The sequence below is a fragment of the Microbacterium sp. bgisy207 genome (genome assembly GCF_965345035.1).
GTDB lineage: Bacteria > Actinomycetota > Actinomycetes > Actinomycetales > Microbacteriaceae > Microbacterium.
Map to the genome: position 1 here is coordinate 1 of NZ_CBDRMG010000018.1, position 15,549 is coordinate 15,549.

8 protein-coding genes are annotated in these 15,549 nt (G+C 70.3%); 5 read left to right on the forward strand and 3 right to left on the reverse strand.

What is annotated here, in order from left to right; translation table 11 throughout:
* The 5 genes from ACSGC5_RS13990 to ACSGC5_RS14010 form a co-directional block, all read left to right on the forward strand.
* Positions 1 to 370, forward strand: a 370-nt coding sequence (locus tag ACSGC5_RS13990) for a helix-turn-helix domain-containing protein (RefSeq protein WP_434971214.1), incomplete at its 5' end; no start/stop codon positions are given.
* Between the two features lie 279 nt (positions 371 to 649).
* Positions 650 to 9,496 (forward strand): isopeptide-forming domain-containing fimbrial protein, encoded by an 8,847-nt coding sequence (locus ACSGC5_RS13995; protein WP_434971215.1) that lies wholly within the window; start codon positions 650 to 652, stop codon positions 9,494 to 9,496.
* Positions 9,497 to 9,540: 44 nt separating this feature from the next.
* Positions 9,541 to 10,059 carry a hypothetical protein gene (locus tag ACSGC5_RS14000; RefSeq protein ID WP_434971216.1) on the forward strand — a complete coding sequence of 173 codons (519 nt, stop codon included), beginning with the start codon at positions 9,541 to 9,543 and terminating at the stop codon, positions 10,057 to 10,059.
* Between the two features lie 2 nt (positions 10,060 to 10,061).
* Entirely contained in the window at positions 10,062 to 11,960 is a 1,899-nt protein-coding gene (locus ACSGC5_RS14005; RefSeq protein ID WP_434971217.1) for a zf-HC2 domain-containing protein, read from the forward strand.
* 128 nt (positions 11,961 to 12,088) lie between these two features.
* Positions 12,089 to 13,798, forward strand: coding sequence for a LuxR C-terminal-related transcriptional regulator (locus ACSGC5_RS14010; RefSeq protein ID WP_434971218.1), 1,710 nt, complete (start codon positions 12,089 to 12,091; stop codon positions 13,796 to 13,798).
* A 25-nt stretch (positions 13,799 to 13,823) separates the two neighbouring features.
* Here the strand turns inward: ACSGC5_RS14010 and ACSGC5_RS14015 are convergent, their stop codons facing one another.
* The 3 genes from ACSGC5_RS14015 to ACSGC5_RS14025 all read right to left on the reverse strand — a co-directional run bounded on the left by ACSGC5_RS14015 (position 13,824) and on the right by ACSGC5_RS14025 (position 15,389).
* Positions 13,824 to 14,210, reverse strand: coding sequence for a type II toxin-antitoxin system VapC family toxin (locus ACSGC5_RS14015; RefSeq protein WP_434971219.1), 387 nt, complete (start codon positions 14,208 to 14,210; stop codon positions 13,824 to 13,826).
* The gene (locus tag ACSGC5_RS14020) at positions 14,207 to 14,458 is read right to left on the reverse strand and encodes a type II toxin-antitoxin system Phd/YefM family antitoxin (RefSeq protein ID WP_434971220.1); all 252 of its coding nucleotides are present in this window, start codon (positions 14,456 to 14,458) and stop codon (positions 14,207 to 14,209) included. The genes ACSGC5_RS14015 and ACSGC5_RS14020 overlap by 4 nt, the downstream gene beginning before the upstream one ends.
* A 94-nt stretch (positions 14,459 to 14,552) precedes the next feature.
* Positions 14,553 to 15,389, reverse strand: a complete 837-nt coding sequence (locus ACSGC5_RS14025) for a CPBP family intramembrane glutamic endopeptidase (protein WP_434971221.1) — start codon at positions 15,387 to 15,389, stop codon at positions 14,553 to 14,555.
* Positions 15,390 to 15,549: the final 160 nt, after the last annotated feature.

Genomic DNA, 15,549 nt, shown 5'->3' on the forward strand with positions numbered 1-15,549 from the left:
TAGCCAAGGCAGTACGGATGACGCGACCGAGCTGCTGCGCGGCCTGGTCGCGCGGTCAGGGGGCCTCGACGATGTCGAACGCGTGTACGTTCCGGGGGTTGTGGCTCGATTCGCACACGCGACTGTCGAGGGCTGGCCTGAAGGCTTCGGCAACAGGTTATTGCGCGGCTCGCCCGCGCCGGTCCTGACGCCCCGCGAGCGCGCGGTGCTCGAGCTCCTGGCCACCGACCTCACACGCGCACAGATCGCCGAGGCCCTGTTCGTGTCGGAGAACACGGTGAAGTCGCAGCAGCGGACGCTCTTTCGCAAGCTCGGGGCCACCACCCGCGTCCAGGCGCTGCTCACGGCTCACCGCCTCGGTCTGCTCTAGGCCACAGAGGCCGGCTCCACGTGTGAGACGCGGCGGAATCGTGCGCCGGTCCGTGGCAGCACAGTGAGTGTGAAGCATCACAGCACAGGGGTGAAGAACCGGGTGAATTCGGGCGGCAGAACCGTTTTGCGCTAGCCCACACCTCAATACTCGGGCTGAGGAGTAGCCAGCTCGCGGCCCGAGCGGGACTGGCGGTCTCCGCGCCTGCGCCTGCGCGGGCACTGTGTGCTGCCCTCCCTCGCTCCTGACCGGTGCGACCCGACAGAAGACGGTCATCCGATGAACGCCCCTGCGCCCTCCGTATCCGCTGCTCCCGCGACCCGCCGCGCGTCCCGTGAGCGCAGGCGCCGGGGTTGGATGCGCCGGGTCTCCCTCGCACTCACGCCCGCGGTGATCGCGAGCACCGTGGGTCTTGGCATCTGGGGCGCGACGACGGCGGCGTCCGCTGCTGCCCTGCCCGATCCGACGACCTCGATCGGACTGGTGCAGACCGGCGGCGCGTTCGGCGATGCCGACACCAAGCCGTTCATCCTGGCGGGCGAGGATGCGACGTTCGACGTATCGATCACGAACACCTCGACCACCAACGGCTACAACGCGTCGCTGACCGTCCTGCTGCCGAGCGGGATCGATTTCGTCTCTTCGGGGGGGATGGGTAGCCCCGTCGTGTATCCGAGTGGCGCCTCGCTCCCCAACAGCGCGAAGACGCAGGCCGGCGACCCGCTCGCGACAGTGCCGGCGGGCATGCAGCTGTGGGTGTTCCAGGATGTGGCAGACCTGCCGGGCACGGCGACGTATCCCTCGTCCGTGACCGTCCGACCCGACGCCGACCTTTTCCCGGTGGGAGCAGAGCCCGACATCACCCTGGCCGGCTACATCTCCGCCGACGCGGCCCTCCTCCCCGTCTTCGACGGCTCGACAGGGGTCGGCGGCACCGCAGCCGCGGCGGAGACCTCGGGTGGCACCAGCACGACGGACATGCCGGTTCAGGCACTGCGGCTCACCAAGTCCGAGCCGAGCCCCGAGATCGAGCTGTTGCGCGGAGTGCACGACCACCAGACCGTGTACACCCTCACGGTCGAGAACACGCCGCAGGGCGACACGGATGCCGTCACCATCGTCGACTTCCTCCCCGCGGGGCTCGAGTTCCTCGCGTGCGCGAGCGTCGACAACACCGCCGACTCGCCCCTGCTGTACGACGCGGGCGGGAGCCTCGGCGGATCCCTGGAGTACCCGGCTGCCGGCCCCCTCACGGGAACCTCCCCCGCCGACTGCCTGGCGCCGGTGAGCGTCGAGACCGTGGACTCGGGTATCCCCGCGGGGCTCGATGCGGGCGTGTACACGAAGGTGACCTGGAGTCTGCCCGATCTCACCGGAGGCACGGCGCAGGCGACCGACCTCAGCGCCGCGGGTGTGGCCGGCACGTACGTCATCCGCTACGTCGCCGCGGTGCCGCTGTTCGAGAACACGATGGACTTCGTCACGGCGGCCGGCACGGGCACGCCCGACCCTGCAGGGCTCGGGCAGGCGTCGAACCTCAACAACAACGCCGGCGCCTCGACCCGCCAGGGCCAGGGCGCGGGCTTCGGCGACGGCATCCTGTACGAGAACCTCGCGACCGTCGCCGGCACCTATGCGGGCCCTCTCGCTCCGTCCACGCCGGCGGCGGCGAGCGACACGGATCTCGAGCAGATCCAGGCGATGGACCTGCGGGTGCTCAAGAGCGTCACGACTGCCGCGGGCGGCGACTTCGTCACGGGCGGCCTGGCCACCTACTCGCTCGACATCGCGACCAGCGAATACACGAGCGCCGGCGACCCGAGCGATCCGGATCCGATCGAGCTGGTCGACACGTTCGCCAACGGCCTGTGCCCCGTCCTGCCGGGGCCTGCGACCGCGAGTATCACGGGCGACCCGCTCCCGGCCGACTGCCCCTATCCGTCGACGGATGCCGGCGCGACCCTCACCGGCGCAACGGCGACCGCGATCGACTACGACGCCGCCACCGGCACGTTCGAGGTGAGCTACCTCATCGATCCGGCGGCGCTCAGCGCGAACGACGACCATGACGTGAGCTACACGGCGCTCATGCGCAGCACGTACGACACGGATGATCCCTGGGTCGGGCCCACCACCTCGGGCGACAGTCTGGGCAACACGGTCACCATCACGGGCTGGACAGACGCGATCCCGGCCCTGACCGGCGTGACCAACGGCGCCGGCGTCCCCGCCGACGGCACCGAGGACGTGTGGGACGACTCCGAGGCGACGCTGGATTCGGCGTTCTCGGCCATCTCGAAGCAGGTGCTCCCCCGCGACGCCGTGGTCCCGACGCCGGGAGTGGCCCCGACTGCCGCGACCTCGTGCGATGTCGCCCCGGGCGCTCCGTGGGCGCAGAACCAGACGGATGCCGCGGACCCCGCCTTCCACGCCGGGGATGTCGTCTGCTACGAGCTCACTGTCGAGTTCGCGAACGAGATCGACGTTCGAAACCCCCTGGTCACCGACTTCCTTCCCACGGGCGTCACCTACCTCGACTCCGCGATCTACAGCGGACCGGGCGGCACCACCGGCGGTGTCACGATCGACAGTTTCTCGCAGAGCGGTCAGCGACTGGACTGGCGGGTCGGCGCCGTCGGCGCGGGCGGTGACCGCTACGTTCCGCTGAACTCGACGCTTGTTCTGCACGTGCTGGGTCAGGTGACCTCCAACACACCGTCCGACAGCTCGGCACTCGACAAGCCGCAGAACCTCATGAAGTACCAGCAGGAGAACGTGCTGGGTGACCTGTTCTTCCTGCGCGACGCGTCCGAGATCCAGCTCGGTCAGGGTCCGACCCTCCTCAAGGGCGTCCGGGACGTGGACGGTGACGCTACCCTTCCCGCGCAGAGTCAGAACGACGCGGACGGGACCGTGTTCGATTCGAACCGCGACGGCATCCAGGTCGCTGCGGGCGACGTCGTCACCTACCGCGTGGACCTCTCGGGCGGTGACTTCGACGCCGATCTGACGGTGTGGGATGCCCTGCCGAGCGGGATCGACAAGGGCGACGTGTCGGCGATCAGCAATGGCGGCACCGCGCTGGATCCGGGCGACCCGGGTTACCCCACCGATCTCGAGTCCTCCTCCAGCGGCCGCTCGGTCATCGTGTGGACAGGTGTCGCGGTCGCGGCGGCGCCGGGTACGGCGACCCTCACCTACGACGTCACGATTCCCGCCGACGCGCGCGTGAACGTCGACTATGACAACACGGCGTCGATCACGCAGTACGACGTCGAGTTGAACACCGGCGACACCCAGACGCTCTACCCGACCGATTCCCTCGATGACACGACCCGCCCCGTCGACCAGACCGTACCCGGCGCGAACACGCGGGACGACTCGTCGGTCTACACACCCGACCCCGCTGTGGACAAGGAACTCCTCTCGACCGAGGTCGGCCCGAACACCGGTCTGGGTGAACAGAACCTCGACCCGAACAACGGCTCGAGCCAGGCCGTGCAGGGCGAGCTCATCACCTTCGAGTATTCGGTCTCGGTCCCCGCGCACACGACGGTCACGAATGCGGTGCTGCGCGATCGCGGAACGCTCCTGCGGGGCAGCACGACCGTGCCGTACACGGTGCACGGCACGCCGACCTGGGCAGCCACGGCGCTGACGGGCGCGACCGCGGGTGACTTCTCGCTCTCTGCGACGGGCGAACTGAGCTTCCCCGGCTCCTACTCGAACACCTCGGATGACCCGCAGGTGTTCACGGTGACGCTGACTCTCTTCGTCGGCGACGCGGGCAGTACGAACGCGACACTGACCAACCGCGCGTTGTTCACGAGCGATACCTGGGACGGGCAGCACGACGCCTCCGTCACCTACATCGAGCCGAACCCGCAGATCACCAAGTCGGCGTCGCCGGCATCCGATCTGACGACCAGCGACACGATCACGTACACGCTGAGTGTCGCGAACACCTCGAATCGCCCGATCTCCTACGACAACGTGATCGTCGACACCGTGCCGGCAGGCCTGATCGTCGACATCGGCTCGGCCTCCGTCGCGCCCACCGCGTACGACGTCGGCGTGACCACCGGGGCGGGCGGCACCATCACCTGGAACGTCGCCGAGATCCCCCCGACCGCCTCGATCACGTACGAGGCGAGCATCGATCCCTCCACCGGCGGTGGCGAGAGCTACACGAACACTGCCGCCGAGACCGGCTACACCCTTCCGTCGAGCCTCGGCGGCGACGTCACGAGCCGTCGCGGCACCCGCACCTCGACCGATGACGCGACAGTGAGGGCCGTGACCGCCGAGATCGCCAAGGGCGTGCGGACGACGGGCACGACGGATGCGTTCACGAGCGGCGTCTCCGAGCCGCTCGGCGAGACCGTCGAATACCAGGTGGAGGTCACCCTCGAAGCGAACATCAACTACTACGACCCGGTGATCTCCGATGATCTTCCCGCCGGAGTCGTGCTGCAGGACGCGACGATCACGGGCCCGACCGCGAGTCCGTCGACCGGGGTCAGCGGAACGTGGGACTACACGCTGGATGCCGGCACGAACACCGCCACCTGGACCTACGACGACGGCGCCGGGAACGACATCCTGTCCCAGCCGGTCGACCGGGTGCTGACCCTCACCTACGAGGTGCTGCTCGACGGCGGGGCGGTCGCCGCGAACATCGACGACCTGCCCAACACCGCCGTGTTCGCGTGGAACACGACCAACGACGACCCGTCGACCCGCACCACGATCGACGACGACGCGAACGTCGACGTCCTGGATCCGCTGCTGGGGATCGCCAAGACGGTCTCGGATGCCACCCCGAACCCGGGCGAGAGCTTCGACTACACCGTGACGGTGACCAACACCGGCGAGACTCCCGCCTACAACATGGTCGTGAGCGACGTCATCCCCGCGGGTGTCGTCGTCGACCCCGCCACGATCACCGGCGGCGGAGCGCTCACGGGCGCCGACCCGGTGCTCGGCGGCGGCACGATCACGTGGGATCAGACCGACCTGCCGGGTCCGCTGAGCAACGCCGCGCCCGGCAACACCGTGCAGTTCACGTACTCGGCGACGCTGACCGCGAGCGCGAACCTGCACGACGGTGACACCTTCACCAACACCGCGTCCGTCGACCACTACGAGTCGTTCCCCGACGACGGTCGGGAGTACGACCCGACGGATGTCGAGGACACCGCGACCGTCGACCCGGCGCTGCCGGACGTGGCATTGGCCAAGACCGTCACCGCGGGTGATCTCGCCTACGCGGGCACGCCGTTCAGCTGGACGATCACCGCGACCAACAACGGTGACGGCCCCGCCCAGACGGTGGAGCTGGTCGACACGCTGCCGGTGAACTGGGAGTTCCAGACCATCACGAGCGCGACGGTGGCCGGCTCGACAGTCTCGCCGACGACGACGGTCACCGGCAGCGGCGACCCCGGCGACCCCCAGCAGCTCGCGTGGTCGTTCGGGACCGCGGCACCCACCGCTCCCGTGCTGCAGCCGGGCCAGTCGATCATGATCGTCTTCACGACGATCCCGCGCGCCGCGGCACTCGTCGACGCGGGCGTCACACAGGCCGGTCCGCCGATCGTCCGCCCGCCGCACACGAACGCCGTGGCGGGCACGACGACCGACACCTCCGGAGCGACCGAAGACGCCGACGGCGACTACACCGGCCCGGACGCGACCGCGGATGCCTTCATCCACTCCGCCGACCTGCAACTGCAGAAGGACCCGGGTACGGGCCTGATCGCAGGCGGCGCCGCCGGTACGGCGTGGACGATCACGGTGACCAACACCGGTCCCGACGACGCCGTCGGCCCCTTCACCGTCAGCGACACCTGGGGAGATGCCGGCGCACTGCCGGACGGCTTCAGCGTGACCGGGGTTTCGGGCGACGGGTGGGACTGCGCTCTCGTGTCGACGACCGGCTTCGACTGCGCCCGCACGAACAGCGCCGACACCCTGGCTTCGGGAGCGAGCTTCCCGGTCATCACGGTCACGGCGCAGGCTGCGGCATCCTTCGACCCGGCTGACTCGCCCGTCGACAACACGGCGACCGTGACCGGCGCGACCCACGACCCGGACCCGTCGAACAACACCGACGACGCCGAGGTTCCCGTCACCGCGTCCGCCGACCTCGTGATCGACAAGACCGGCTCGAGCTCCGTGAACGCGGGCGGATCGGTGACCTGGACCCTCACCGTCACGAACGACGGACCGTCCGACTCGGTCTCGACGAGCGCGAACCCGATCACCGTGACCGACACGATCCCCGCCGGGATGCTGAACACGACGCTGGGCACGCTCCCCGCCGGCTGGACCGCGTCGGCTCCGGGCCCGTTCGCCGCCGGTGACACGGTGACCCTCACCCTCGCAGACGGGGAGCGGCTGACGGCCGGTCAGGTCACCACCTTCACGCTGACCGGCACGATCGAGTCGTCGTGGCCCGCGGGCACCGGCATCTCGAACACCGGCACCGTGACCCCCGGCGAGACTCCCGATCCGGACCCCGACAACAGCGACACGGATACCGTGACTCCGGGGATCGATACGACGCTCGGGATCAACAAGACCCGGGTCGTCTTCGACGGCTCCGCGTGGGTGCCCGCCACGGCGGCGAATCCGGTGGTGCCGGGCGCCCCCGTGACCTACCTCGTCGACGTGACCAACACCGGCACGGCCGATGCGCGCGCGGTGACGGTCGACGACGAGGTCGCCGACTACTTCACGTACCAGTCGTTCGAGTCGGTCACGGGCACCTGGACGCGCACCTCCTCGGCCTCGGCACCCGGCGACGACCAGACGTTCGCCCTCACCGGCGACCTGGTCGCGGGCGGGTCCGCGTCCTTCCGGGTGACTCTGGTGCTCGACGCGACGGTCGAGACCGGCGCGACGGTCGAGAACACGGTCATCGCGCACGCCGACAACGCGACCAACGACCCCGACGACACCGACTCGACCTCCGATTCGGAGCGTTCGGCGGATCTGTCGATCGCGAAGACCCACACCGGCACCGTGCACGCGGGCGATCCGATCCAGTACACGGTCACGGTCACCAACAACGGCCCCTCGGCATCCTCGGGTCCGATCGTGATCACCGACACGGTGCCCGCCGGCTTCGGCTACGAGACCGGCAGCGCGACGGTGAGCGTCGCGGGCGGCGCGGCCGTGGCGACCGAGCCGGCCGTGTCGGGCCAGACCCTCACCTGGACGGTCGGGGATGCCTCCTCGAGCCTCGCCAACGCCGCGACGATCGTGATCGTCTTCTCGGCGACGACGGATGCCGACCTCACACCCGGCTCGTACACCAACGAGGCGGATGTGGACGGCCCCGACGACGACAACCCGAGCAACGACCACGCCGACGATCCGACGGCCCTCGACACGCTCACGAACCTCGTGATCACCAAGACGCCGGATGCTGGGCCCTACATCGCCGGCACGGACGTGGGCTACACGCTCACGATCGAGAACCAGGGTCCGTCGGTGGCGCGCGACGTCGTGGTCACCGATGCCGCACCGGTCGGGATGACCGTCACCGCCATGTCGGGCAGCCGCTGGACATGCGATGTCACCGTGACGCCGGCGGCGTGCGAGATCGCCGATCTGCCCGTGGGGACGACCACGATCTCGGTGACGGCGGCACTGTCGGCATCCGTGCTGACCGGCACCGACCTGACGAACACGGCGACGGTGGCGACCTCGACACCGGAGACCTCCACCTCCGACAACACGGATGACGCGACGATCCGGGTCGACACTCTCGCCGATCTCGGCATCGTGAAGACCGCTGTCGATGACGCGGGCGACCCGGTCACCGACGCGATCGCGGGCGAGCACGCCCGGTACCTCCTCGAGGTGCACAACTACGGGCCCTCCAACGCCGTCGCTCCCGTGACGATCGTGGACACACTGCCCGAGGGCATCACGTTCGTCGGGCTCGTCGATGGGACCGACTGGTCGGCCGTTGCCGATCCGGTCGATCCGGTCAGTGGTACCCAGACCGTCACGCTCACCCGCCTGCCCTCGGGCACGGGGCTTGCGGCGGGAACGGATGCCCCGGCGGTGACGCTCATCGTGCAGCTCGACCCGTCGATTCCGGTCGACCCGGTCACCGGCACGACGGTGCTGACCAACAGCGCCACGGTGAGCTCGGGAACTCCCGAGCCCGCACCCGACCCGCACGAGAACACCGACACGGCGGATCTGCAGATCGCCCAGGCGGTGAACCTGTCGATCGTGAAGACCCACGACGCGAACGACGTGCGCATCGGCGATGACCTGCCGTTCGACCTCGCGGTCCGCAACGACGGTCCTTCGACCGCGACCGGTGTGACCGTCGTGGACACGATCCCCGCGGGCCTGGAGTACGTGGATGCCGCCGGCAGTGACCCCGCGTGGACCGTCGTGGCGGACCCCGTGGCCGCCGATGGGACGACGACGGTGACCGCGACGCTCACGGGCGATCTGGCGCCGGCGACCGACGCCCCGACCCTCTCGCTCACGGTGACCGTGACGGCGGCGGCCTACGACGAGGTCGTGAACGTCGGTGTCGTCGCGGCCGACCAGCCCGAAACCGACCCGACCGACAACACCAGCGATGACCCCGTGACGGTGCCGCCGCAGTCGACCCTCGTGGTCACCAAGACGGCACTGGGCGGGCTGCAGGTCGGGTCGAAGGGCACCTACGTGATCGCCGTGACCAACAACGGGCCCACCGAGGACCCCGGTCCGATCGTGGTGACCGACGTGCTGCCGCGCGGGCTGAGCATCGTGTCGGCCTCGGGCACCGGCGCGACGTGCGACGCCTCCGGTCAGACGGTGACCTGCACCCTCACCGATCCGCTCGGCGTGGGACAGACGGCGTCGATGACGCTCGTGGTGAGCGTGGCGAACGGCGCCTACCCCGAGGTGACCAACACGGCCACCGTCACCACCCCGACCGAGCAGCTGCCCGGGTCGACGCTCACGGCGTCGACGACCACCCCGGTGGCGGCCGACCCGCTGGCGGGCACGGGAGGAACGCTGCCGTGGTGGCTGATCATGGCGACACTGATCCTTCTGATCGCCGGTGGCGGATTCTTCGCGGCATCGCGTCGGCGAACGGATGCGTGAGCGAAACCGCGTCATGAAACACACCACCCGGCATCTGTAGGAGCGTGAGCACTCCTGCGAGCCACCACGGCCATGGCCCTCCCGACCGCGAATCGTCGGGAGGGCCGTGGGCGATCAGGTTCACGGCCCGCCGCTGGCGCCTGGCCGTGATCCCGGCCCGCACCGGTGTGCCGCGTCTGATCGAGGCCACCCTGCGCGGACCGTGGCTCGAAGTCGAGGACGCATCCCGGCTGCGGCGCTGGCAGAGGGGTACCGCAGAGATCACGTGCGCGTCGCCTCGCCGGGCACCGTGGACACGGGCGCTTCCCGCCCGGATGCTGCTCGTGTCGCCGTGTGCACGGAGCCTCCCGGGCGAGCCGGACGGAGCCACCGATACCCCGCACGTGCGCACCGTCGTGTTCGACTGCGCCGGGCTGACGACCACGGACTTCGCCCAGCTGAGCCGCCTCGTGCAGCTGTTCACAGAAAGTGCACTGTTGCGCGATGCGGCGTTGCCGCCCAATCTGGAAGACAGTCGTATCTGGGAACGGCTCTCCTCCTTGTCCCCTCGAAAGGCGAGTTGACCGTGTCCCGCAGTGGTCTGACGACGCTCAGCGACGATGATCTCGTCGCACTGTCGCGCCGGAATGGCTCAGCGGCCTATGCCGAGCTGTGGCTGCGTCACAGCGCCGCCGCGCTTGCGGTGGCGCGCGCGTTCACGACGTTGGATGCCGACGATGTCGTCTCCGAAGCCTTCACACGGGTGTTCGCCCGCATCAAGGCGGGCGGCGGCCCGACCATGGGGTTTCGTCCCTACCTGCTGACGGCGGTCAAGAACGTTGCGCGGGAGTGGGGCTCCCGCGCGGCGGAGACCTCGAGCACGGATGTCGCGGAGCTGCCCGCCGAGATCGACACCGCCCGCGCGGTGGAGGCCTCGCTGGAAGCAGGGGTGACGGTATCGGCCTTCCGCTCCCTGCCCACCAGGTGGCAGGAGGCGCTGTGGTACAGCGATGTCGAGGGCCTGAAGCCTCGTCAGTTCGCGCCGCTGCTGGGGCTTGCCGCCAACGCCGCGTCGGCTCTGGTCATCCGTGCCCGCCGCGGCTTTCGTGATGCGTGGGTGAACGGGCAACTGCTCGCCGCCGACAGCGACGAGTGCCGCGGGGTGCTGTCGATGCTCGGCGCGCACACCCGCGGAGCCCTGAGCAGCCGGGACGCCCGGACCGCCGAGGCGCATATCGCGACGTGCGCGAGGTGCGCGCTGGCGTGGGAGGAAGCGCAGCAGGTCTCGAGCCGGCTCGCCCTCGCCCTGCTGCCGGTCGTCGTCGGTGTTCCCGCTGCCGCTGCCTACGGTGCCTGGTTGCAGTCCAGCGCTGCCGCCGGCGTAGCCACGATCGCGGCCGGCACGACCGCAGCCGGTGCGACCGCCACGAGGGTGCGGCCGCGCACCTCCCGCCTGTCCCGCTCGGCGCAGGCGGGAGTCGTGGCGGCGGCAGCGATCGCCGCCCTCGCGCTGGGCGCGGGTGTGTGGGCCGCGGTGGGCACGGGGCTCGGCGCACCGACAGCCGCGCATCCGCCTGCCGCGGACGCCGCTCCCCCGCCGTCGGCCGACGACCAGGCAGGGGGCGTCGACATCCCCGATGCCCCCGCGCCGTCGATGGAGCCTCCCGCGCCCGAGGCCGACGATGCGGGCGCTGACGAGAACGGACCGCCCCGACCTGCCCGCCCGGAACGGACACCGGCGCCCGTGACCTCCGCGCACCCGGGTGCGGTCGTGCCTCCCCTCCCCGCACCGAGCCCCAGCGCCTCGCCGACCGCACACCCCACTCCCAGCCCGACCCCGACGCCCAGTCCCACTCCGACGGCCACCCCGACCCCGACGCCCAGTCCCACGCCGACCGACCCGCCGTTGCCGGCGCCCCAGTTCGTCGTCGACGCGAGCGCGGGAACGCACGTGTATCCCGAGCTGTCGGGAACGGATGCCGAACCCGGTGCGACCGTCGAGGTGCTCGATGAGGCGGATGTCGTCCGCGCAACGGTGATCGCCGACGATGCGGGTGCGTGGACGGTGACGGATCTGTCGGGCGGCGCATGCACGACGGATGCGTCGGCCTATCTCCCCGCGGGTGATCATGTGCTCACCGCCCGGCAGACCATCGATGGCCGCACGTCTCCGCTGTCGACCGGCGTGACAGTATCCGTGACCGAACCGCCCGCCTTCGTCTCGCCGGGTGAGGGCGAGGTCGTGTCGCGCTCGGGATTCCTGCTGTCGATCACGGGGACGCCGACCGCATCCGTCCAGCGCATCAAGCTTCCCGATCCCTCGCCCTGCCGACCGACACCGATGGTGCTGGATGCCTCCGGCTCGTATGCGCAGGAGTTCACGCTGCCCGCCTCCGACACGACGGTGACGATCGGCATCCGCTACATCGACCCGGCGACAGGTCGCCACGGCGTCGCGTCGTTCGTGACGTTCACCGCCGGGTAGCGCGCCACCGCACCGCACCGTTCGGTCGCGCCGAGGTGGGCACGCGCCCGGGAGCCGCACGGGATTCTTCGATTCCGCGTCACGATTTCCTCTCCCCGCCATCTGTGGTGGTGACGGGAAGGATTTCGATGTTCATGCCGAACCGACAGACCCACGGTCCCCACTCGACTGGCGCCGCGCCGTCGGCCGATGCCCTGCGCGGCACAGAGGTGCCCCCCGAAATCCCCTCGACAGAGGTGCCCTACGAGATCCCCTCGACGGAGGTGGTCGCCGCGAGCCTCGCTCCCCCGGCAGCGGGGCAGGCCCCGCCGACCACCGCCCCCGAAGTGCTGACGGCACTGATCGACCAGGTGGATGCCGCGTGGGCACGTGACGACGCCGCGACCGCGATCCGGCTGCTGACGGTCGGGCTGTGGCCGCTGTTTCTCGACCGTCCGAGCGAGCTGCGTCGACTGCTCATCCCCGTGCCCGAGGATGCCGCACCACCGGCCCTCCTGTTGGCCAAACGATTCGCTCTCCCCGTGCTCGATAGCCCAGAACGCATCCGCCTGCTCAGCACCCGTCCCTTGGATGCCGCACCCGCCGCGAGCCTCGATACCCACGCCGACCAGGGATGGCGTATCGCGCAGCGCATGCTCGCTCACCGCCTGCGCGGGGAGTTCGACGAGGCACGCGATGTGGCCCAGCGACTGCGTCAGCACATTGAGACCGAGGCCGCGCGGGAACCTGCGCAGCTTCCCCAGTTCCTCGCCGCCGCGTACTCGCAGATGGGCACGACGGAGCTGCTCGCCGGTGACACGGCAGCGGCGCTGTCCCACTACCGCCGGGCACTGGCAGCGGCCGACGGTGACGAAGATCTCGGCATCCGCCGCGACGCACTGGTCAAGCAGGCGTGCGTTCTCGCGATGGAGGGCAGGCTGCGCGAGGCCGAGACGATGCTGACGCGCGCTGACACCCATCGGCTGCCCAACAACGCGTATGCGGAGCGCATCCGGGCCCGCATCCGTCTCGCTCGTGCTCTCGTCGCCGTCGAGCGGATGGACGAGCGCGCGCCCGACCTGCTCGCGAGCCTCGATCGCGACCTGCTCTTCGAGTACTGGCCGCTCGTGCTGCTCGCGGAGGGCCGCTGGCGTCTCGCGTCCGGGAACCCGGCGGGCGTGCTCGATCTCGTCGACGCCGCCACCGAGAGCCGCCCGCTCCCGGAGGGGTCGCTCGGGCTGTGCGTCGCGACGTTCCTGCGCGAGCAGGCGGGCGAGACGCTCGGGATGCCCCCGGCGCAAGCGGTCCGCGACCCGGACTCTCTCCCGTGGCTGTGCGCACTCGGAGCGGTGCGCGCACTGATCACCCGGGCCGACCCGCTCGTGGCGGTGCACGCGGCGCGCTTCCTCGCGCACCGGCGCGGTGTCGGGCCGTCGGTGCGACTGGAGGCGCTGTTGCTGACCTCTCTGGCGCTCCAGCGGGCGGGACTTCCCGCAGACGACCGGGTCGGTGCCGCAGCGGCGGCTCTGGCACGCGACGAGGGGCTGTGGCGGCCGCTTGCCGTGGTGCCGGCATCCGTGCGCGACGAGCTGCCCCTCACCCTCCCGCCGCATGTCGGTCAGGCTGTGGTCCCGACCCCGCCGCCTGCGGTCGTGCTGACCCCGCGCGAGCGGGAGGTGCTGGCGGCGCTGACGGGTACGGAGTCACTCGCGCAGATCGCGCGGCGCCTGCACGTGTCGGTGAACACGGTGAAGTCGCAGGTGCGTTCGCTCTACCGGCGCATGGGGGTCTCCTCGCGTCACGAGGCGATCGCGGAGGCGACCCGGCTCGGCCTCGTCTCGCTCCCCCCGGCGCTCTAGCCGCACACCGCGGGGAGACGGTCTGCTACGCGGGCGCGACGACCGGGATGCCCACACCCCTCGCCGCGTCCGCGAACCTCTCGTCATACGTGACGACGGTGTCGACGCCGAGGCGGAGTGCGCATGCCAGATGGAGAGCATCGAGCGTGCGCAGCGCCGTGCCGAGCAGCAGACCTGCGTCCCGGTAGACCGTGGGGGTGAGTCCGTAGAGAGTGACATGATCGAGCAGGGCGGAGATGTCCAGCTGGGGGATATCGTGGCGCACCGCAACACGGCGCAATTCGGTCTCGAGCAACAGCCCGGCAACGAGTTCCACCGCGCCCTCGTCGACCCAGGAAGCAAGCGCAGCTGACTCGGGCTCCTCGATCATGAGCTTCGCGGCAGCGGAGGTGTCGAGGTATGCGCGGGTCACCGCTCGGATCTCAGCTGGTCGAGGGTCTCGCGAACGTCACCTCGGATGCCGTGACGCGCGAGCAACCGAATGTCGCGCGAGGCTGTCGCACGGCGGACGACGGGCAGTTCGGCAACGTGCTCGCCGCTGGGCACAATAGCGGCGACGGCCACCCCGTCATTGGTGACGACGTACGTCTCGCCGTCTTGCACGCCGCGCAGCACGCTGGCGCTGTTGTTGCGCATCTCGCGGTGGCTGATCGTCGGCATACGCCGAATCTATCATCTGTAGCACGTGTAGCACAGGCGTCTCGAGGCGATTGTGGACGCGTGAGGGGCACCGCGCGTGAGCGAGGAGAGGCGGCTAGGCGCCGACGGTTCCGATGACGAGCATGCCGACGAACACGGCGTTGAAGACGACGTGCGTGAGCACGGCGCCCCAGATGCGGGAGGTCGCAATGACGAGTCCGCCGCAGACGAGACCGACGAGCGCGATCGAGACGAGGGACCACCACGCGTAGACCTCGAACACGAGGTGCAGGCCGACGAACAGCACGGTCGTCGCGGCGATCGCAGCGAACCCGGCCCAGGAGCGCGAGTCCGTCATCCGTCTCACTGCCGTGAAGATCGCCACCAGCAGCACCGCCCGGAAGAAGAACTCCTCGAGCAGGGGCGAGATCACGATCGGCGCGAGCACACCGTCGAACCAGAAGGATGCCGGGAGCCGGCCATCGACCGTGGCGATCGAGGGCCACGCCGCCGTTCCGGTGCCGGCGATCTCCAAGAAGCCCTGCACGAGACGCAGGAGGACACCCAGAACCAGTCCGTACAGCAGGTCGAACGGGTGGAAGCGCAGCAGCGTCCGGGGCCGCGAGCGCACGAAGGCGAGCATGATCGCGGCAAGCATCCCGCCCCAGAGTGCGGCGAGGGAGAGCCCGGAGCCGAGCGTCCCGCCCAGGAGCCGGTCGGCGAGGGTCGACAGCAGGATGCCGGCGCCCAGCAGCAGCACTGCCCAGCCGACGAGTTCCCAGTCCCAGCGGGCGACGGATGACCCGCCCGACCGCCAGGTGTGACGGGCGCTCTCGCGCCGCCCCGAGCCCCGGGAGGAGCGCCGCTCGGACCCCCGGGATGCGCCCCCGGAAGACCCCCGCGACGAGCTGCGATCCCGCGAACGTATCGTCCCCGCGCTAGACTCCGTCATAGGCGCCAGGGTACCTGTCGGGGGACGTCCTCGCCGGTTCGGCGCCGGAACCACACGCTTCCATCCGCTTTGCCGACGCGAGCGGATCCTGTTTCGCCCGCCGCATCAGCCGACACGCGAGGACCGCCGTGGCCTACCGCTCGAGCACGCCGAGACGCCG

What these genes read in the sequence shown, in the direction of transcription:
- ACSGC5_RS13995 (WP_434971215.1), top strand. Translation starts at nt 650, where the DNA reads ATGAACGCCCCTGCGCCCTCCGTATCCGCTGCTCCCGCGACCCGCCGC.
- ACSGC5_RS14010 (WP_434971218.1), top strand. Translation starts at nt 12,089, where the DNA reads ATGTTCATGCCGAACCGACAGACCCACGGTCCCCACTCGACTGGCGCC.
- ACSGC5_RS14020 (WP_434971220.1), bottom strand. Translation starts at nt 14,458, where the DNA reads ATGCCGACGATCAGCCACCGCGAGATGCGCAACAACAGCGCCAGCGTG.
- ACSGC5_RS14025 (WP_434971221.1), bottom strand. Translation starts at nt 15,389, where the DNA reads ATGACGGAGTCTAGCGCGGGGACGATACGTTCGCGGGATCGCAGCTCG.